This window comes from Pseudomonas neuropathica, from assembly GCF_051174785.1.
In the GTDB taxonomy this organism is placed as follows: Bacteria; Pseudomonadota; Gammaproteobacteria; order Pseudomonadales; family Pseudomonadaceae; genus Aquipseudomonas; species Aquipseudomonas neuropathica_A.
In genome coordinates, this window is sequence record NZ_CP195111.1 from 4793191 (window position 1) to 4812223 (window position 19033).

Sequence of the window (19033 nt, forward strand, 5' to 3'; positions counted from 1 at the left end):
AAAGGGCTGCGCAACGTTAACGAAGCAGGAAAATGGTGGCTGTAGGACGCGTCGCTAAAGACGTGGGGATTGTTCGACGGATGCTGATCTGTAGATAGGCTGTTGTTCGAGACTCAGAGGATTGAGCCCGCAGGGAAAATTTGTTCAGCGCACTACAGTAATTTGTCGAGCACGAACTCTTTGAACCAAGGTGGCTGAGTATCTGATTTGATCTCAATCAGCTCGCCATCGGTGATCTCCGCAACCTGCGTGAGGCCTTCGCTACCTTCATCCGAGTTGTCGAAAATGTAGGCTCTGTTGGAGGTCAGGATGGCATCAGACAGAAGCTCCAAAGATCTCCAGTACCGTGCCTCTATCTTTTCAGGAGGAACGCTGTGCCCACCTTGTTTAACACGATACGCAACCCTGGCAATGTTGATCTGAAGGTCGGCGGTAGCGACGTAGTAAACATAAACCCGGTAACCGGAGGCATGAGCTTCGGCGAGCAGTTTGACCTTGTCAGAGGACGACATGACAGTTTCAAACGTAAAGCTGATTCGCTCTTTGATCAAAGATCTTCGTATGAAGTCGGAAAGGGCTGATGCGACGTACGAGTCGATTACAGTATTTGCGAAGCTAAGCCTTTCACCGTCGATTTTCAGGGAATCCAGTTTTGCCAATGAGTGAGGGGATTTCTTGAGTAGAGCGTGCTCACGAAAGAATTCAAAGATGTCTTCTTTGTGAGCTTCGATGCGATAGGAGGTGAAGTCAAAATACCCTGTATCTTTGATTGAGCGTTCTATGTCATCAGGATTTATGTAATTTCCCAGCAAATGCGCTGGAACCAGTCGATTGAAGGTGCTTTTTCCTGACCCGTTCGGGCCTGCGAATATCCGTATTCTCGGTGTGCTCAAGAAATAACCTGTTTCGAGGATTTATTGATGTGCAGGCGAGTACCGCTTTTCAGGTTTCCGTAGGTACCGATTGTGCGCAAAGCAACAGAACTCTTCTCTGTCACTTCAAATAGCTGACCATCTTTAGCAACGAGCACTGCAGCACCATTGGCGAGCGCCATTCTGTAGGCGTTGCTGAATGCCTTCAGAGCGATGTCCGGAATCCGAGACTCCTGTATGGAAATCTGATCGTCCGTCATTGGGCGTTTTTCTGCTTTACGTGACATGGATGACTCCAGAATCGGTGCTGAGAAGGTGCGGCTGTCGACCAAAGATATAGCACACTTGCGAGGTTCAGAGCCAAGTCCCTCTGGATAGAAGGGCCTCGACTTTTGTAGAAAAATGCGTCTCAAGCGTTTTTCAGAGTATTCCGGCGACTCGCCGCCGCCGTCACCGCATAACCGATCAACGCCGCCAGAATCGACCCGGTCAAAATCCCCATCCGATCCATCCCGGCGTAATCACTCACACCAGGCTCAAACGCCAGTGAACCGACAAACAGGCTCATGGTGAAGCCAATGCCGCACAGGATCGCCACGCCCAGCACCTGGCCCCAGTTGGCGCCTTGGGGCAGGGTGGCGATGCCGGTTTTGACCGCGAGCCAGGTCAGGCCGAACACGCCGACGGTCTTGCCCAGTAGCAGGCCGACCGCGATGCCCATCGGCACATGATGGGTGAAGCTTTCCACGGTGACGCCGCTCAGCGACAGGCCGGCGTTGGCGAAGGCGAACAGCGGCAGAATGCCGTAGGCCACCCACGGGTGCAGCGCATGTTCGAGCGTCAGCAGCGGCGACGGCTCGGCGTTTTTCGTGCGCAATGGAATGCAGAAGGCCAGGGTTACGCCCGCCAGCGTGGCGTGCACACCGCTCTTGAGTACGCAAACCCAGAGGATCAAACCGATGATCATGTACGGCCCAAGCTTGACCACTCCGAGCCGGTTCATCGCCACCAGCGCCGCGATGCACGCTGCCGCCAGGCCCAGCGAAAGGGTCGACAGTTCACCCGAATAGAAGATCGCGATGATCACGATGGCGCCAAGGTCATCGATGATCGCCAGGGTCATCAGGAACAGCTTGAGCGACACCGGCACGCGCTTGCCGAGCAGGGCCAGCACGCCGAGGGCGAAGGCGATGTCGGTGGCGGTCGGGATCGCCCAGCCGTCGAGAGCTGCCGGGTTGTCGCGGTTGAGGAACCAGTAAATTAGCGCCGGCACCAGCATGCCGCCGATGGCTGCGGCGCCGGGCAGGACGATCTGCGACGGTTTCGACAGCTGACCGTCGAGGACTTCGCGCTTCACTTCCAGGCCGATAAGCAGGAAGAACATCGCCATCAGACCGTCGTTGATCCACAGCAGCAGGGGTTTAGCGATTTTCAACGCACCGATCTGCGCCACCACTGGGGTGTCGAGCAGGCCGGTGTAGAGCCACGATAATGGCGAGTTGTTGATAATCAGCGCCAGGATGGCCGCAGCGATCAATAACAGACCGCTGGCAGCTTCCAACTGAAAGAACCGCGTGAAAGTGCTACGCAGAGGCAAGGTCGCTCTCCATCGAATCGTCAAAAAGGTGGGACACCCTAACCCGTACTGTTAGTTGTTAAAACAAAAGTTATATTCTTTTTTGTTATATGTCGTTACAAGGTGTCTGGCTCAAGCCAAGCTGAGCCTAGCAGTTGTCTGACATATTGAGACTCAGCTGTATCTGTGCGCGCTATCGGATTTTTCCTAAGCTGATGAGTAAGCCTTTCGAGCCGATTCATCTCCTGCCGATTCAACGAGAACCATCACCATGAGCGACAACCGACAGTGGGCCCGCGAAGCCATCCGTATCATCGAAGCGGATTTTCAGCGCAGCGCCGACACCCACTTGATCCCTTTGCCGCTGCCGGGTTTTGCGGGCATCGAGTTGTATTTCAAGGATGAATCCAGCCATCCGACCGGCAGCCTCAAGCACCGTCTGGCTCGTTCGCTGTTTCTCTATGCGTTGTGTAACGGCTGGCTGAAACCCGGCGCGCCGGTCATTGAGGCGTCCAGCGGCTCGACGGCGATTTCTGAAGCGTATTTCGCGCGGATGCTCGGTCTGCCGTTTATTGCGGTGATGCCGGCGACCACCTCCAAAGAGAAGATTGCACAGATCGCTTTCTACGGTGGCCAGAGCCATCTGGTGAAAGATCCGACGCAGATCTACGCCGAATCCGAGCGCCTGGCCCGCGAGCATGGCGGCCACTTCATCGACCAGTTCACCTACGCTGAACGCGCCACCGACTGGCGCGCGAACAACAACATTGCCGAGTCGATTTTCCAGCAGATGCGTTACGAGAAGCACCCGGAGCCGAGCTGGCTGATTTCCAGCCCTGGCACCGGCGGCACCACCGCAACTCTGGGTCGTTACGTGCGCTATCGCCAGCATTGCACCCGCGTGCTGTGCGCGGATGCCGAGCGTTCGGTGTTCTTTGATTACTATCAGACGGGTGACGCCAGTTTGCGTCTGGAGTGCGGTTCGCGCATTGAAGGTATTGGCCGGCCGCGGGTTGAAGCGTCGTTTCTGCCCAAGGTGATCGATGCGATGGTCAAGGTCCCGGACGCCTTGTCGCTGGCGGCCATGCATTATCTGGCGCAGCGTCTGGGGCGGCATGTCGGCGGGTCGAGCGGGACCAATCTGATCGGCGCCTTGATGGCGGCGCAGCAGATGAAAGCGGTGGGGGAGTCGGGGTCGATCGTGGCGATCTTGTGCGATGGTGGCGAGCGGTATGCCGACACCTATTACGATCAGGATTGGTTGAAGGCGCAGGGGTATGAGTTGGCAGGGTTGATCGAAGAGGTGACGGCGAGTGCCGAGCGCGGTGAGCCGCTGCCGACCTCAGTGCTACGCGCCAATATCTAAAGGCGAACGCAGAAACCAATGTGGGAGCGAGCTTGCTCGCGAAGGCAGTGTGTCAGACAACGTGTTTGTTGAATGACACTCCGCTTTCGCGAGCAAGCTCGCTCCCACAGGGTTTTGTGTTGGGGCAGCGAGTGCTGATCAGGCTTCGAGGCCGAGAATATCGCGCGCCACGGCTTCAGCAATGCGAATTCCGTCAACACCCGCCGACAGAATCCCGCCCGCATAACCCGCGCCTTCACCGGCCGGGAACAAGCCCTTCACGTTCATGCTCTGCAGCGATTCATTACGGGTAATCCGCAGCGGTGACGAAGTACGCGTCTCGATCCCGGTCAATACTGCATCGTGCAGCGAGTAACCGCGAATCTGCTTCTCGAACGCCGGCAGCGCTTCACGAATTGCCTCGATGGCAAAATCCGGCAGCGCCAAGGCCAGATCGCCCAGCGCTACACCCGGTTTGTACGAAGGCTCGACTTCGCCCAGCTCGGTCGAAGGAATGTCGTTGATAAAGTCGCCAACCAGTTGCGCCGGCGCCTTGTAATCGCTGCCACCGAGGATAAAAGCGTGGGATTCCAGGCGTTCCTGCAACTCGATCCCTGCCAGCGGGCCGCCCGGATAATCGACTTCCGGGGTGATGCCGACGACGATGCCGGAGTTGGCATTGCGCTCGTTACGCGAGTATTGGCTCATGCCGTTGGTGACCACACGGTTGGGCTCGGACGTCGCCGCGACCACGGTGCCGCCCGGGCACATGCAGAAGCTGTAGACCGAGCGACCGTTCTTGGCGTGGTGCACCAGTTTGTAGTCGGCGGCACCGAGTTTCGGGTGGCCGGCGTATTTGCCCAGGCGGGCGCGGTCGATCAGCGATTGTGGGTGTTCGATACGGAAACCCACCGAGAACGGCTTGGCTTCCATGAACACGCCACGGCTGTGGAGCATGCGGAAGGTGTCGCGGGCACTGTGGCCGAGGGCCAGAACCACGTGTTTTGAATGCAGGGTTTCGCCGCTGGCCAGTTCGACGCCGACCAGTTGGCCGTCTTCGATCAGCACGTCGGTGACGCGTTCCTGGAAGCGCACTTCGCCGCCCAGTGCGCGGATCTGCTCGCGCATGTTTTCAACCATGCCGGTCAGACGGAACGTACCGATGTGCGGTTTGCTGACGTATAGGATTTCTTCCGGCGCGCCGGCCTTGACGAATTCGTGCAGGACTTTGCGACCGAGGAATTTAGGGTCCTTGATCTGGCTGTACAGCTTGCCGTCGGAGAACGTGCCCGCGCCGCCTTCGCCGAACTGCACGTTCGACTCGGGGTTGAGCACGCTTTTACGCCACAGGCCCCAAGTGTCTTTGGTGCGCTGGCGGACTTCGGTGCCACGTTCGAGGACGATCGGTTTGAAGCCCATTTGCGCCAGCAGCAGGCCGGCGAAGATCCCGCACGGGCCGAAACCGACAACGATCGGACGCTGGCTCAGGTCGCTTGGCGCCTGACCGACGAATTTGTAGCTGACATCCGGCGCCACGTTGACGTTACGGTCGTCGGCGAACTTGCCCAACACTTTGGCCTCGTCGCGCACTTGGAGGTCGATGGTGTAGATGAAGCACAGTTCGGAGGACTTTTTGCGCGCATCGTAGCTGCGCTTGAACAAGGTGAAATCGAGCAGATCATCGCTGGCGATGCCCAGACGTTGCACGATGGCAACGCGCAGGTCTTCTTCGGGATGGTCGATTGGCAGCTTGAGTTCAGTGATTCGTAACATGGCGAGGATCCGGGTTCGCGGGGCGCACAACTGCGCCAAGGCGTTTGAAGGCCGCGATTATAAGCCGCAAAGGCCGGATCCGGTGAGGCTAAAACGCTCAGTCGTTGCGCGATCCGCCGAAATACCCGCAACCGCGCTGCACCTGACCGTCGATGCGCAACTCGGCGCTCATGTGCTGCACGCTACCGGTGCTGCTGTCGACGCAGCGCTGCGGCGCGACCCACAATTCGATGCGCTGGTTGTTGGCTTCGCTGCTCAGATTGAAGCGGCCGTCGCCCAATTGATCTTCAATATACGGCACGGCAAGTGGCGGCTGACCTTCGCGGTCGATGACCATGCCTTTGCCGCTGACTTTGACATTCCACTCCGGGCCATGGCCGGCGGCGCGCAGGATCAGCAGTTTGAAGTTGGGGTCATCGCAGGCAGCGCCGGAGCGCTCGACGCGATACAGCTGAGTCAGATCGAGACGGTCGCCAGCGACCTTGCCGCGCACATCGGCGAACAGTTTGCCTTGCTCGTCGGCGAGGGTAGCGGCCTCTTGCAGAATACTGGTGCCACCAATGTCATTGACCACCAGTTGACGCTGATCCTGACAAGGCTGAAACACCAGTTTGCCGTCAGCGGCGGTCAGTTGCCCCTGCATCCGCGTCTGCCCGACGTGCGAGGCACTTTCTCGCTGGCCATCGAACAACTGGCAAGCGGCAAACAACGGCAGCAGGGCAACAACGACTAACGAACGGGCAACACGCATCTTCGACTCTCCAGACAAGTGCCGCCACGTTACGCAGCCTGGCCGTTCATCACAAGGGTTTAGCCCACGTGAAACGTCTGACCGGTTTGCAGGCCTTCGACACTTTTCGCGTAGGCCAATGCCACATCCGCCGCGGGAACCGGCTTGTAGCCACGGAAATACGGGGCGTAGCTGCCCATCGCTTCGAGCAGTACGGTCGGGCTGATCGAGTTCACCCGCAAGCCGCGCGGCAATTCGATGGCGGCGGCGCGGACGAAGCTGTCGAGGGCGCCGTTGACCAGCGCTGCCGAGGCGCCGCTGCGGATCGGATCGTGGCTGAGCACGCCGGTGGTGAAGGTGAATGACGCGCCGTCATTAGCGAATTCTCGACCGATCAGCAGCAGATTGACTTGGCCCATGAGTTTGTCTTTGAGGCCGAGGGCGAAGCTGTCTTCCGTCATCTCACCCAGCGGGGCGAAGGTCACGTTGCCGGCGGCACACACCAGTGCATCGAACTTGCCGGTCTGTTCGAACAGCTTGCGGATCGACGCGCTATCGCTGATATCCACCTGCAAATCACCGCTGCTGCGCCCGATACGGATGACTTGGTGGCGTTGCGAGAGTTCTTTGTCCACGGCCGAACCGATTGTGCCACCAGCGCCTATCAACAGAATCTTCATCGAGCTGTACCTCAAGTGATTGAACGAGGTTTTAGTCTAGGGTGGTTTTTTCTGTGGATAAGCGTGCTAATAGGCAACCTTTGGTTTTCAATTGGAAACAATCCATGAGCGAGATGAATGATCTGGCGGCGTTCGCGGTGTTGATCGAAGCGGGTAGTTTCACCCTGGCAGCGCAGCAGTTGGGCTGCAGCAAGGGCCAGTTGTCCAAACGCATCAGCCAGCTCGAAGCGCAGTTTTCCGTGGTGTTGCTGCAACGCACTACACGGCGTTTGAGCCTGACCGCTGCCGGCGCAGCGTTGTTGCCGCAGGCGCAGGCGCTGGTCGTTCAGATGGAGAGGGCACGTCAGGCCTTGGCGCGGCTGAAGGACGATATGGCCGGACCCGTGCGCATGACTGTACCAGTGTCATTGGGGGAAACCTTCTTCGATGGGTTGTTGCTGGAGTTCTCGCACAAATATCCCGAGGTGCAGATCGAACTGGAACTGAACAACAGTTACCGCGATCTGTCACGGGACGGCTTTGATCTGGCGATCCGCAGCGAGGTGGCCAACGACGAACGACTGGTGGCCAAACCGCTGCTGGCCTGGCAGGAAATGACCTGCGCCAGCCCGGCGTACCTCGAGCGTTTCGGTGAACCGCTGACGCCACAGGCACTGGCCGAGCATCGCTGCTTGCTCAACAGCCACTACAGCGGACGTGAGGAATGGCTGTATCACCAGCAACATGAATTGTTGCGGGTGCGAGTATCAGGACCGTTTGCCAGCAACCATTACAACCTCCTCAAGAAGGCTGCACTCAGTGGCGCCGGTATCGCGCGGCTGCCTTCCTACTTGCTGCAAGCGGAATTGGCTGACGGCCGATTACGCTGGCTCCTGCGCGACTTTCAGACCCGGCGCATGCCGATGTATCTGGTGCATTCGTATCAGGGCGGACTGCCGAAACGCACGCAGGTACTCGCTGACTATCTGATCGGCTGGTTCAAGCGCAGCGGCGAGGCGCTGGATCGACTTCAGCGCTGATCCTTACCCCTGTGGGAGCGAGCCTGCTCGCGAATGCGGTTTCACAGACACTCATGTGTTGACTGAACCAACGCATTCGCGAGCAGGCTCGCTCCCACAAGGATTTTGTTTATTTTGCGAAACGGCGGGCGATCAGGTGATCAATCGACAACTTGCCCGGCCCCGTCGTCATCAAGTACAGCAACACCGCTGCCCAAGTGCCGTGGGTTGGATAAGCATCCGGATAGACAAAAAGCTGAATGGTCAGGGTCATCCCCAACAGCGCCAACGCCGAAAACCGTGTAGCGAAGCCAATCAGGATCAGCAGCGGGAAGAAGTGTTCGGCGAACGCCGCCAAGTGCGCGGCAATCTCTGGCGACAGCAACGGCACGTGGTATTCACTCTTGAACAACGGAATGGTCGATTCGGCCAGTCGTGGCCAACCGAGCTGGAAAGTGCCGTCAATCAAATCAATGGCCAAGCCTTCAACCTTGGTTTGCCCTGACTTCCAGAACACCGCGGCTATCGAGAAACGGGCAATGAGGGCGATCAGGCTGTGAGGGATTTGCTCCAGCAGTGTGATGGCGCGAGTGATGAGCGTGTTCATGGCAATTCCTTGTTGTTCAATTGGATGATGGCGTTGCGCGCGATCAGCAAGCCAAGGGTTTGCGCAAGATCGAACTCAGGGCTGTTTTCAATCGCTGCCACCAGTGGCTGGCCATCAATCAGGTTGCGGATAAACCTGCTGGCGCCGGGGGCGAGGGCAAACACTTCGACGTCCAGGCCATTGCGCAACACCAGCGCGTGTTGCCTTTGGTTGACGTCGATTCCCTCCAGCGTCGAGTCGTGCTGATGTGCGGCCCAGATCTCAGCCACGGCATAGGCTGAGTCGAGCAGGTGAAGGGAGGGATGAAGGTCGAGGCGCAGCTCACTCAGCGTTTGCGCATCAGCCAGTGCTGCCGTGATCTGTTCCGTGCGCACGGGCAGGGCGTCGGCCGCGTGGTAGGCGAGGGTGCGCAAGTGCTCAAGACGCGCCACGTCTGCCAGATAAGGCACGCCGCCAGCCGGTTTGAACGCCGCAATGAAGTTCGCAAAGGCTTCTCCGTAGCGGCACATCAATGGACTCTGCGGCGGCTGCTGTTGTACGAAAACGGCCGCCATGGCGCGAAAGAATTCATCGCCGACCAATTGCGCAACCACCGGGTAACTGTCGCTCAACGCATTGATCAGCGAACCCTGTACGTTGTTGCGATACACCGCGAAACGGCTCGCCGGATCAGCACCGTTGGCGCTGCACAGGCCTTCGGGGCAGGGTAGTCGCGTGTCGATGAGCGCGGCAGCGAAAGCGCGTTGAGTGCTCATGTGTGCGCTCCGGCATCACGCAAAAGCGCATCAGCTTGCTGACCTTCCGCCAGTAGCACGGCCAACGCCGGCACTTGATTGTCGCGCTCGATCAACGTTGCCACCGGGCCGATGCGTTGCAGCACCTGCCGGTACAAACCCCAGACGGCTTGATCGATCGGCGCGCCGTGATCATCGATCAGCAACCGGTCACCGAGGTTGTCGCAATCTTCGGCGAACCCGGCCAGATGAATTTCACCCACCGTGTGTAATGGCAGCGCATCGAGATACGCCAGCGGATCACGCTGATGGTTCACGCAAGAAACGTAGACATTGTTGACGTCAAGCAACAGGCCACAGCCGCTGCGGCGCACGACCTCGGCGATGAAATCTGCCTCATCGATTGTTGAGCGCTTGAACGCCAGATAGGTCGCCGGATTCTCCAGCAGCATTGGCCGTTGAAGCGTGTTCTGCACTTGATCGATATGCTCGCAGACGCGCTTCAACGTCGGCGTGTCATAGGCCAGCGGCAGCAGATCATTGAGAAACACCGGGCCATGGCTCGACCAGGCCAGGTGTTCGGAAAAGGCTTGCGGTTGATAGCGCCGAATGAGCTCGGCAAGGCGCTGAAGATGTTGTTCATCCAGCGGCCCTTCAGCACCGATAGACAAGCCGACACCGTGTAGCGACAGCGGATACTGCTCGCGGATCAAACCGAGAAAATGATGAAACGGACCGCCGTCGACCATGTAGTTTTCGGCGTGGACTTCGAAGAAGCCGATGTCCGGTGATGAACCGAGCACTTCACGAAAGTGCCCGGTCTTGAGGCCCAGCCCGGCACGGGACGGGAGCCCGGTAAGGGCTGCCTGAGTGCGGGATTGGGCATGGTCATTGAGGGTGAGCATGGTCGTCACTCAGGCAGGCCAACGATCAGGACTTGGCTTTGAACGCTTCCATCTGACCGAAACCGGTCGGCGAGGTCTTGCTCTCGGTGGTAGCGCAGGTGCCCTTTGGAACGAGTTTCCAGGCGTTGGCCTGATAGTCCATTTTTGCGGTGCCGGCACAGGTGGTGCCTGCACCAGCGGCGCAATCGTTTTTGCCTTTCATGGCCACGCCGAAGCATTTTTCCATGTTGGCGTCGGCGGCCTGGGCGGTGGAAACAGTGGCGATGCTCAGAGCAGAACCGAGGGCCAGAACCAGGGCGGTAGCGGACAGGGTGCGGGTGGTAGCAGTCATGGTGTTTCTCCAGTCTTGTTCAGGGTTTTTACAAGCGCTGTTGCGCTTGCTTGTCCCTCTAGAGAAAGCTCATGGCGATGCGTTACAACGCAGTGCAAAGTTTTTTCGAGTAAACCTTAGGACACTGCAATCCAGGGTGGGAGCGAGCTTGCTCGCGAATGCGGTGTGTCATTCAGCAAATGTGCTGACTGATACTCCCTCTTCGCGAGCAGGCTCGCTCCCACAGGGGACTTGTGTTGAATTCAGTAATGGCAGATGAAAAAAACGGCCCGAAGGCCGTTTTTTTGTTTGGCGACATGCATCAACCGCCGAGGTACGCCTCGCGTACTTTCGGGTCGGTCAGCAGTGCTTCACCAGTGCCTTGCATGACCACGCGGCCGTTCTCCAGAACGTAGGCCCGGTCAGCGATTTTCAGCGCCTGGTTGGCGTTCTGCTCGACCAGGAACACGGTCACACCGTCCTTGCGCAGCATTTCGATGATGTCGAAAATCTGCTGGATGATGATCGGTGCCAGGCCCAGCGACGGCTCGTCGAGCAGCAGCAGTTTCGGCTTGCTCATCAGTGCGCGGCCGATGGCGAGCATTTGCTGTTCGCCGCCGGACATGGTGCCGCCGCGCTGGTTGAAGCGTTCTTTCAGGCGCGGGAACAGGCCGAGAACCTTGTCCATTTGTTCCTGATAGTCGCCCTTGTCGGTGAAGAAACCGCCCATGGATAGGTTTTCTTCAACGGTCAGACGGGCGAATACCCGACGACCTTCCGGCACTACCGCGATGCTCTTGCGCATGATCTGCGACGAGTCCTGGCCGACCAGCTCCTCACCCATGTAGCGGATGCTGCCGCTGTGCGCCTGCGGTGAACCGCAAAGCGTCATCAGCAGCGTCGACTTGCCGGCACCGTTGGCGCCGATCAGGGTCACGATTTCGCCCTGACGGACTTCGACGTTGACGCTGTGCAGGGCCTGGATCTTGCCGTAGAAGGTGGAAACGTTTTCGAACTGCAGCATTTACGCTTCCCCCAGGTAGGCTTTGATCACTTCAGGATTGTCGCGGATCTGTTCCGGCGTGCCGTCAGCCAGAGGCGTGCCCTGGTTGATCACGACGATGTGGTCGGAAATGCTCATGACCAGTTTCATGTCGTGTTCGATCAGCAGCACGGTGACGTTGTGCTCTTCACGCAGGACGCTGATCAGCGCCTTGAGGTCTTCGGTTTCCTTCGGGTTCAGACCGGCCGCCGGTTCGTCGAGCATGAGGATCCGTGGGCGGGTCATCATGCAACGCGCGATTTCCAGACGCCGCTGCTGACCGTAGGCCAGGGTGCCGGCAGTGCGGTTGGCGAACTCTTTGAGGTTGACCTTTTCCAGCCAGTATTCGGCAAACTCCATGGCCTCGCGCTCGCTTTTGCGGAACGACGGGGTCTTGAACAGACCGGCCAGGAAGTTGGTGTTCAGGTGACGGTGCTGGGCGATCAACAGGTTCTCGACCGCCGTCATGTCCTTGAACAAGCGCACGTTCTGGAAGGTGCGCACCACGCCTTTGAGTGCGATCTTGTGGCCCGGCAGGCCTTGGATCGGCTCGCCGTCCAGCAGGATGCTGCCGCCGGTTGGCTGATAGAACCCGGTCAGGCAGTTGAACACGGTGGTCTTGCCCGCGCCGTTCGGCCCGATCAATGCAACCACCTGTTTTTCCTTGACGGTCAGGGCCACACCGTTGACCGCGAGCAAACCGCCGAAGCGCATGCTCAGGTTATCGACTTTAAGGATCTCGCGGCTCATTTTCGCAACTCCATGTGTGGGCGTTGCATCGGCAGCAGACCTTGTGGACGCCAGATCATCATCAACACCATCAGCGCACCGAACATCAACATGCGGTACTCGCTGAACTCACGCATCATTTCCGGCAACAGGATCATCACCACGGCGGCCAGGATCACGCCCAACTGCGAGCCCATGCCACCCAGCACGACGATGGCGAGGATGATCGCCGACTCGATGAAGGTGAACGACTCCGGGGTCACCAGACCCTGGCGGGCGGCGAAGAAGCTACCGGCGAAACCGGCGAAGCTTGCACCGAGGGTGAAGGCCGACAGCTTGATCACGGTCGGATTCAGACCCAGTGCTCGGCAGGCGATTTCATCTTCACGCAGCGCTTCCCAGGCACGGCCGATCGGCATGCGCAGCAGGCGGTTGATGATGAACAGCGCTGCCAGCGCCAGCAACAGGGCCACCAGGTAGAGGAAAATCACCTTGTTGATCGAGTTGTATTGCAGGCCGAAGTATTCGTGGAAGGTCTGCAGGCCTTCCGCCGCTTTACGCTCGAAGGTCAGGCCAAAGAACGTCGGTTTCTCGATGTTGCTGATGCCGTTCGGACCGCCAGTGATGTCGGTCAGGTTACGCAGGAACAGACGGATGATCTCGCCGAAGCCGAGGGTCACGATCGCCAGATAGTCACCGCGCAAACGCAACACCGGGAAGCCCAGCAGGAAGCCGAACGTCGCCGCCATCAGGCCGGCAATCGGCAGGCAGATCCAGAAGCTCAAGCCGTAGTAGTGAGACAGCAGCGCGTAGCTGTAGGCGCCGACGGCGTAGAAGCCGACGTAACCGAGGTCGAGCAGACCGGCCAGACCGACGACGATGTTCAGGCCGAGGCCGAGCATCACGTAGATCAGGATCAGCGTCGCAATGTCCACCGCGCCACGCGAGCCGAAGAACGGCCACACCAGAGCACCGATGATCAGCGCAATGATGAAGTAGCGTTGCGTGCTCGGCAGGGTCAGGAAGTTGCTGGCCTTGGCCGGAATCAGCGGCATGCCCGGCGAGGAATTCCACGCCTTGCTGATCTGCTGGTTGAACAGCACCCGCAAAAACATCAGCACCGAGCAGATGGCGATGGTCGCCAGAATCATCGGGCTGGTGTTGTGCACTTCCAGGTTGATGCCGACGATGGTCAGTTTCAGACCGAGTACCGGGTAGGCAACGGCCCACACCAGCAAAGCGCTGAACAGCGCCTGTTTAAGATTTCTAGTCATACTTTCTCAACCTCCGGACGGCCCAGAATGCCGGTCGGACGGAACAACAGCACCAGAACCAACAAGCCGAAAGCCACGACGTCCTTGTACTGGTCGCCGAAGATATCGGCGCCAAAGGCTTCCGCCACCCCAAGCACCAACCCGCCGAGCATGGCGCCGGGGATGCTGCCGATGCCACCAAGTACCGCGGCGGTGAAGGCTTTGAGGCCGACGAGGAAACCGGCGTTCGGGTTGATCACCCCGTATTGCATGCTCAGCAGCACGGCCGCAATGGCCGCCAGCGCAGCACCAATGACGAAGGTCAGGGCGATGATGTTGTTGGTGTTGATGCCGAGCAGGTTGGCCATCTTGATGTCTTCGGCACAGGCGCGGCAGGCGCGACCCAGGCGAGAGCGGGAGATGAACAGTGTCAGGCCGAGCATGGCGATCAGAGTCACCACGAACACCACGATTTGCATGTAGGAAATCAGCACTTCATGTGCGCCACCTGGCCCGAAGGAAATGTTCCCGGGGATCAGGTTGGGGATGGATTTGTCCTTGGAGTCTTGCGCCAGCAGAACCGTATTCTGCAGGAAGATCGACATACCGATGGCGGAGATCAGCGGGATCAGACGGTTGCTGCCGCGCAGGGGGCGGTAGGCGATCCGTTCGATGCTGTAACCGTAGGAACTTGTCACGACGATGCTTGCGATGAAGGCAGCGGTCATCAACAGCGGGACGTTGTCGAGTCCCATCATGGCCAGCCCGGCAATGGCGATGAACGCCACGTAGGAACCGATCATGTACACCTCGCCGTGGGCGAAGTTGATCATTCCAATGATGCCGTAAACCATCGTATAGCCGATGGCAATCAGGGCATACGTGCTGCCAATGGTCAGGCCATTAACCAGCTGCTGGAAGAAGTGATAGAGGTCAGGCATTACAGCGCTCCTAAAAACCTGATACGCATTTCACTGGTGGAGTCATTTTCCCGCCCGGCCCCGTGGATCTTTATCCACTTCGAATCCGGGTTTTGCCAGCGAACCGCTGATGACGGTTTTGAGATTTTCAGGTGGGGAGACTGGCGGATCACGCCAGCGCGGCCCATACATTCGTAAAACAAAGCCCACGGCACGCCGTGGGCTTTATTGGCAGTCAGTCAGGCAGCGCCTTACTGAGGGGATACTTCAGTTTTTGGTTTGCCGAAGTGCCACTCGTAAACCACAAATTTGAAGTCCTTCAGGTCACCCTTGGCGTCGAAGCTCAGGTCGCCAGTCGGGGTTTTGAAGGTGCCGGCGTGAATGGCTTCAGCCACTTTGGCAGCGTCTTCGGACTTGGCAGCCTTGATCCCTTCAGCGATCACTTCAACAGCCGAGTAGGCCGGGAATACGAAAGGACCGCTCGGGTCTTCTTTCTTCGCCTTGAAGGCATCTGCCAGGGCAACGTTGGCCGGATCCTGGTCGAAGGATTTCGGCAGGGTCACCAGCAGACCTTCGGAAGCGTCTTTGGCGATCTGCGAAATCGAGTCGTTACCCACGCCTTCCGGCCCCATGAACTTGGCTTTCAGGCCTTTTTCAGCGGACTGACGCAGGATCAGGCCCAGTTCCGGGTGGTAGCCGCCGTAGTAAACGAAGTCGACGTTGGCTTGCTTGAGTTTGGCAATGATCGAGGAGAAGTCCTTGTCGCCGGCGTTGATGCCTTCGAACACGGCAACCTTGGTACCTTTCTTCTCGAGGGTGGCTTTAACGGCGGTGGCGATGCCTTCACCGTATTGTTGCTTGTCGTGCAGCACAGCAACGATTTTCGGTTTCACGTGGTCGGCAATGTAGTTACCGGCGGCAGGGCCCTGGGCGCTGTCCAGACCGATGGTGCGGAAGACCATTTTGTAACCACGCGCGGTGATGTCCGGGCTGGTGGCAGCCGGGGTGATCATGATCACGCCTTCGTCTTCGTAGATGTCCGAAGCCGGTTGAGTAGAGCTGGAGCACAGGTGACCGACCACGAACTTGACGCCGTCGTTGACGACCTTGTTCGCGACCGCTACCGCTTGTTTTGGATCGCAGGCATCGTCGTATTCAACGGCTTCGAGTTTCTTGCCGTCGACGCCGCCCTTGGCGTTGATTTGCTCGATGGCCATTTTTGCGCCACTGAACTGCATGTCGCCGTACTGGGCTACTGGACCGGTTTTAGGACCGGCGATACCGATTTTGATGGTGTCAGCTGCGAACGAATGGCTGGCAACCCCGGCCAGAACCATAGCGGCAAACAGTTTGGAAATCTGCTTAGTAGCCTTAGTCATAGTGCTCCACTCTTACTGTTGTAATTTTTTTGAGTTCTGGCGCCGTAGCAGCAGAACCGGGTCAGATATCTTTGCGATACCCTCCGGAAATGCCCCCGGCAACTGTACCGGTACAGTGTAGAGCGCCGGTTGTCAGCCTGGGAAGCAGGCGCCGAGGGGCAAAACTTGGGGGTGTCGCATTTTTGAATGAAAAAGACAGAATTGCGGCGGGGCGTTCGTGGGCATATATCCCAATCAGCAGCATTCCTTGGCGTTCCTGCTCTTTTCGTTCGGTGCAGCTTTTTGCAACCGGGTTTTGCTGGCGGACCACCGACGTTATTATTCGCGTCGATTTCTTTTCCGGACAGCTCCCATGAATCAAGAACCTAGCACCCTCTATGCCAAGCTGCTTGGTGAAACCGCATCTATTACCTGGAAAGAGTTGGAGCCGTTCTTCGCCAAGGGTGCCCTATTGTGGGTCGACCCTGCGCTGGATTTGATCGCTGTTGCCGAGGCCGTGGCGTCGGATGATGGCGAGAAAGTGGCTGCCTGGCTGGCCGAGGACAAGGTCGCCAAGCTGTCTGAAACGCGGGCGCTGGATCTTTTCGAGCGCGATCCTTCGTTGTGGGCGGTGGTGGTTTCGCCGTGGATTCTGATCCAGGAAAGGGCGTTGGTCGCAGACGTTGCACCTTGATGGTGCGGCTAGCCATCGGCGAAAAGTGTGTAGCGGAGTAGCGTGATGGCACGTTGCCGTAGAGAAATGCCACAAGCAATGGTGGGCTCACGGTGACGTAAACGTAACGGGAACAGTTTAGTAAGCAGCCTAACGGCTGCTTAATTGTTTCTGGATATTGGTAAGGCTGAAATCTTTAGTGAATGTGCCGGCCCCTTCGCGAGCAAGCTCGCTCCCACAGGGGAATGCATTTCAAATGTGGGAGCGAGCTTGCTCGCGAAGGGGGCGACTCGGTCAGACCGAGAACGACTTGCCGGTATGGTTATTCAGCGAAATAACCTTGGTCTTGCCAATCCGGTGACGGTAGATCTCGCGCAGGTACTTGATTGACTTCTTTACGCAATCGCGCGACAGGCGAATGTCGTTGATCGAGACAAACTTCTCTTTGTCGTTGATCAGCTCGCGGTACTTTTTCTCGTACATCGGTTTGATCGCGTACCAGTTGGTATCAAGGATCTTCGCCGGGTTCTCGAACTCGTTGAGCAGGTCGTCGATGCGGTCTTCGTCGAACTCCTCGTTGATGATGAAATCGAGGATCGAGTTGTCCAAGGTGTCATCGAAACGGTACGGGTTCTTCGCGAAGCAGCGTTTGATGAACGCGACGATCAGGGTCAGAAAGTCGTCCGACAGGCACGGGCTCTTCGCAATCAACGTGGTCAGCGACAGGTTGGCCGAGGCGCCGATTACCAGTGCGTAACGCTTGAGCGTGGTATTCGGGAACAGGCTGTTGAGGTGGGTCTTCAACCGGTTCAGGTCCATGTACGACAGCTTGTAGTCTTTCGGCAGCGAAACGATCGAGACCACCGACGAGCAATTCTTGAAGAAGTGCAGGTCGTGCAGGGCGGCGGCGTCGTAGCCGGAGTTCTTGTACTGCTCCAGCGAAGCGCGATAACGCTTGGACTCGATCGGCAGCAGGCTGATGCCTTCGATCGCCTGAGTCACTTTGTTGAAGTGCGGCAGGTCGATCGAGCGGAAGAACAGGTCGTCGATGTTCAGGCGTTGCGGCTCTTTGTCGAACACCTTGAATTTGTCGCTGCTCGGCGGCGGGGTTTCCGGCACAACCGATTCGGCGTAGGCAATCGCCACCGGGCCGGCCAGACTCATGAACAGGTCGTTGGCGTCGAGGCGAATGGTTTCGCCGATGTCGATGCCGGCGCGGCGGAAGTAGTTCTGGTCGTAGTCAGTGGTGACGGCCTGCGCCGTCAGAATGTTGAAGATCTGCTGCGAGATGTACTGGTTGGCGTGCTTCTCCATCGCATTGACATCAATGTTCTGGATGTTGCCGTCATCGCTTTCTTCGGCGTAACGCATGATGTCGTTGGAGATCAGCATCATTGCGTTCCATGGGCGGATACGGCCCATGACGCTGGCTTCGCTGCTGTCTTCATTGGCGAAGTTGTAGGAGAAATCCCATTCTTCCGAGAGGTATTTGCACAGCAGGCGACCGGCGTTGATGTGCAGCGCCTCGGACATTTCGCTGCGGTGATCGGAAATGTTCGGCAGCACGCAGATGCCGCTGGTGAAGATCGGTTCGAACACGAACGAATGACCGCTCTTGCCGTCATGCTCGTCCATCGGCTTGGTGTCGAACGTCTTGTTCATGTACGAGTGCTGCTGGGCCAGGCCGAACTCCGAGGCCATGCCGGAACCGGTACCGCCGCCGGCACTGAAAATCGAGAAATACAGGCGCGACTGGTTGGCTTTGATGCCGCAGCTGTCGATCAGGTACGAGTGGATCATTTTCCAGTCTGGGCTGGAGAAGCGCTGGGTGTCCTTGTTGAGGATGATCTTCGCCAGGTACTGGCCGAGGATCGGCGCGTTACCGGCGCCACCGGCGTGGACTTCGGACAAGTCCATGATTTTCATTTTGCTGTAGTCGCGCAGGAAACCGCTTTTCTCGCCCTTGCGCGAAAAACGGATGCGCCCGGCGATGTCCTTGTCGAGGTCGCCGAGCATCACCAGCGGCTCGACCAGAAACACCGGTTTGGTCGATTTGTTCGGGCCGATGCGCAGGTTGTTCTTGATCCACTGCGCCGGGCTGTAGCCCTTGTCGGCCAGTCGACGATCCGCCGCGCGGTCTTCGTTGTTGAATTCGTTGAGGTAGAACTTGCGCGCGTTGTACACCAGCTCCGCGACGTCGAGGGCGATGTTGGAGCCGCAGCGACCGAGGCCGATCAGGCACACCGAGGGGAATTCCTGGTCGTTGTGCTGTTCGTTGTCGCCTTCCAGGTGCGGTGGGCGCGGGAACACCAGATCACGCAGGCCGTCGAGATTGTCGAGGATGCGGTCGGTATTGGTTTCGGTGAAGTACAGGTATTGCTGAGTCGACAGCGGGCGCGACGGGACCAATGGCTTCGACGATGACGGGCTGTTGGCGGCAGGGCTCAAAGTCAGATCGGATACCGCAGTGGCGGGATTGTTTTTAGAAGTCATTGTGCGCCATATACCTGGACTGGGTTGGCTCGCCG

General features: G+C 58.2%; 19 protein-coding genes. 3 read left to right on the forward strand and 16 right to left on the reverse strand.

The window, feature by feature from the left end:
- Positions 1-152 precede the first annotated feature (152 nt).
- From ACRRSD_RS21635 to nhaA, 3 genes are all read right to left on the reverse strand, one after another.
- Positions 153-893: a zeta toxin family protein gene (locus ACRRSD_RS21635; protein WP_435035237.1), complete on the reverse strand. Its 741-nt coding sequence runs from the start codon at positions 891-893 to the stop codon at positions 153-155.
- Positions 890-1159, reverse strand: coding sequence for a hypothetical protein (locus ACRRSD_RS21640; protein WP_034154984.1), 270 nt, complete (start codon positions 1157-1159; stop codon positions 890-892). Before ACRRSD_RS21640 ends, ACRRSD_RS21635 begins: the two co-directional genes overlap by 4 nt.
- A 122-nt stretch (positions 1160-1281) precedes the next feature.
- Positions 1282-2469, reverse strand: a complete 1188-nt coding sequence (gene nhaA / locus ACRRSD_RS21645) for a Na+/H+ antiporter NhaA (RefSeq protein WP_435035239.1) — start codon at positions 2467-2469, stop codon at positions 1282-1284.
- A gap of 250 nt (positions 2470-2719) precedes the next feature.
- Here nhaA and ACRRSD_RS21650 point away from each other — a divergent pair, with 250 nt between their 5' ends.
- Positions 2720-3814: a PLP-dependent cysteine synthase family protein gene (locus tag ACRRSD_RS21650; RefSeq protein WP_435035240.1), complete on the forward strand. Its 1095-nt coding sequence runs from the start codon at positions 2720-2722 to the stop codon at positions 3812-3814.
- A 138-nt stretch (positions 3815-3952) separates the two neighbouring features.
- Here the strand turns inward: ACRRSD_RS21650 and ACRRSD_RS21655 are convergent, their stop codons facing one another.
- From ACRRSD_RS21655 to ACRRSD_RS21665, 3 genes are all read right to left on the reverse strand, one after another.
- A complete protein-coding gene (locus tag ACRRSD_RS21655; RefSeq protein WP_435035241.1) occupies positions 3953-5566 on the reverse strand; it encodes an NAD(P)/FAD-dependent oxidoreductase in 1614 nt (537 codons plus the stop codon).
- 97 nt (positions 5567-5663) lie between these two features.
- Positions 5664-6317 carry a COG3650 family protein gene (locus ACRRSD_RS21660; RefSeq protein WP_435035242.1) on the reverse strand — a complete coding sequence of 218 codons (654 nt, stop codon included), beginning with the start codon at positions 6315-6317 and terminating at the stop codon, positions 5664-5666.
- A gap of 59 nt (positions 6318-6376) precedes the next feature.
- Positions 6377-6976 carry a short chain dehydrogenase gene (locus ACRRSD_RS21665; RefSeq protein ID WP_435035244.1) on the reverse strand — a complete coding sequence of 200 codons (600 nt, stop codon included), beginning with the start codon at positions 6974-6976 and terminating at the stop codon, positions 6377-6379.
- A gap of 104 nt (positions 6977-7080) precedes the next feature.
- Here ACRRSD_RS21665 and ACRRSD_RS21670 point away from each other — a divergent pair, with 104 nt between their 5' ends.
- Positions 7081-7995 (forward strand): LysR family transcriptional regulator, encoded by a 915-nt coding sequence (locus ACRRSD_RS21670; RefSeq protein ID WP_435035246.1) that lies wholly within the window; start codon positions 7081-7083, stop codon positions 7993-7995.
- 109 nt (positions 7996-8104) lie between these two features.
- Here the strand turns inward: ACRRSD_RS21670 and ACRRSD_RS21675 are convergent, their stop codons facing one another.
- The 9 genes from ACRRSD_RS21675 to ACRRSD_RS21715 form a co-directional block, all read right to left on the reverse strand.
- Entirely contained in the window at positions 8105-8581 is a 477-nt protein-coding gene (locus ACRRSD_RS21675) for a DoxX family protein (protein ID WP_435035247.1), read from the reverse strand.
- Entirely contained in the window at positions 8578-9336 is a 759-nt protein-coding gene (locus ACRRSD_RS21680) for an HvfC/BufC N-terminal domain-containing protein (RefSeq protein WP_435035248.1), read from the reverse strand. The genes ACRRSD_RS21675 and ACRRSD_RS21680 overlap by 4 nt, the downstream gene beginning before the upstream one ends.
- A complete protein-coding gene (gene bufB, locus ACRRSD_RS21685) occupies positions 9333-10220 on the reverse strand; it encodes an MNIO family bufferin maturase (protein ID WP_435035250.1) in 888 nt (295 codons plus the stop codon). The genes ACRRSD_RS21680 and bufB overlap by 4 nt, the downstream gene beginning before the upstream one ends.
- 25 nt (positions 10221-10245) lie before the next feature.
- Entirely contained in the window at positions 10246-10551 is a 306-nt protein-coding gene (locus ACRRSD_RS21690; RefSeq protein WP_273914339.1) for a BufA1 family periplasmic bufferin-type metallophore, read from the reverse strand.
- A gap of 301 nt (positions 10552-10852) precedes the next feature.
- Positions 10853-11554 (reverse strand): ABC transporter ATP-binding protein, encoded by a 702-nt coding sequence (locus tag ACRRSD_RS21695; protein WP_008082262.1) that lies wholly within the window; start codon positions 11552-11554, stop codon positions 10853-10855.
- Positions 11555-12322 (reverse strand): high-affinity branched-chain amino acid ABC transporter ATP-binding protein LivG, encoded by a 768-nt coding sequence (gene livG, locus ACRRSD_RS21700; RefSeq protein WP_435035251.1) that lies wholly within the window; start codon positions 12320-12322, stop codon positions 11555-11557.
- Positions 12319-13575, reverse strand: a complete 1257-nt coding sequence (locus ACRRSD_RS21705) for a high-affinity branched-chain amino acid ABC transporter permease LivM (RefSeq protein ID WP_435035253.1) — start codon at positions 13573-13575, stop codon at positions 12319-12321. Before ACRRSD_RS21705 ends, livG begins: the two co-directional genes overlap by 4 nt.
- Entirely contained in the window at positions 13572-14495 is a 924-nt protein-coding gene (gene livH, locus ACRRSD_RS21710; protein WP_435035255.1) for a high-affinity branched-chain amino acid ABC transporter permease LivH, read from the reverse strand. Before livH ends, ACRRSD_RS21705 begins: the two co-directional genes overlap by 4 nt.
- Positions 14496-14725: 230 nt before the next feature.
- Positions 14726-15853 carry a branched-chain amino acid ABC transporter substrate-binding protein gene (locus ACRRSD_RS21715; RefSeq protein WP_166220952.1) on the reverse strand — a complete coding sequence of 376 codons (1128 nt, stop codon included), beginning with the start codon at positions 15851-15853 and terminating at the stop codon, positions 14726-14728.
- A 352-nt stretch (positions 15854-16205) separates the two neighbouring features.
- Between ACRRSD_RS21715 and ACRRSD_RS21720 the strand changes: the two genes are divergently transcribed.
- Positions 16206-16526 carry a DUF2288 domain-containing protein gene (locus ACRRSD_RS21720; RefSeq protein WP_435035256.1) on the forward strand — a complete coding sequence of 107 codons (321 nt, stop codon included), beginning with the start codon at positions 16206-16208 and terminating at the stop codon, positions 16524-16526.
- Positions 16527-16799: 273 nt separating this feature from the next.
- On the opposite strand, the gene ACRRSD_RS21725 is transcribed toward ACRRSD_RS21720, so the two are convergent.
- Positions 16800-18998 carry a hypothetical protein gene (locus tag ACRRSD_RS21725; protein ID WP_435035257.1) on the reverse strand — a complete coding sequence of 733 codons (2199 nt, stop codon included), beginning with the start codon at positions 18996-18998 and terminating at the stop codon, positions 16800-16802.
- Positions 18999-19033 lie beyond the last annotated feature (35 nt).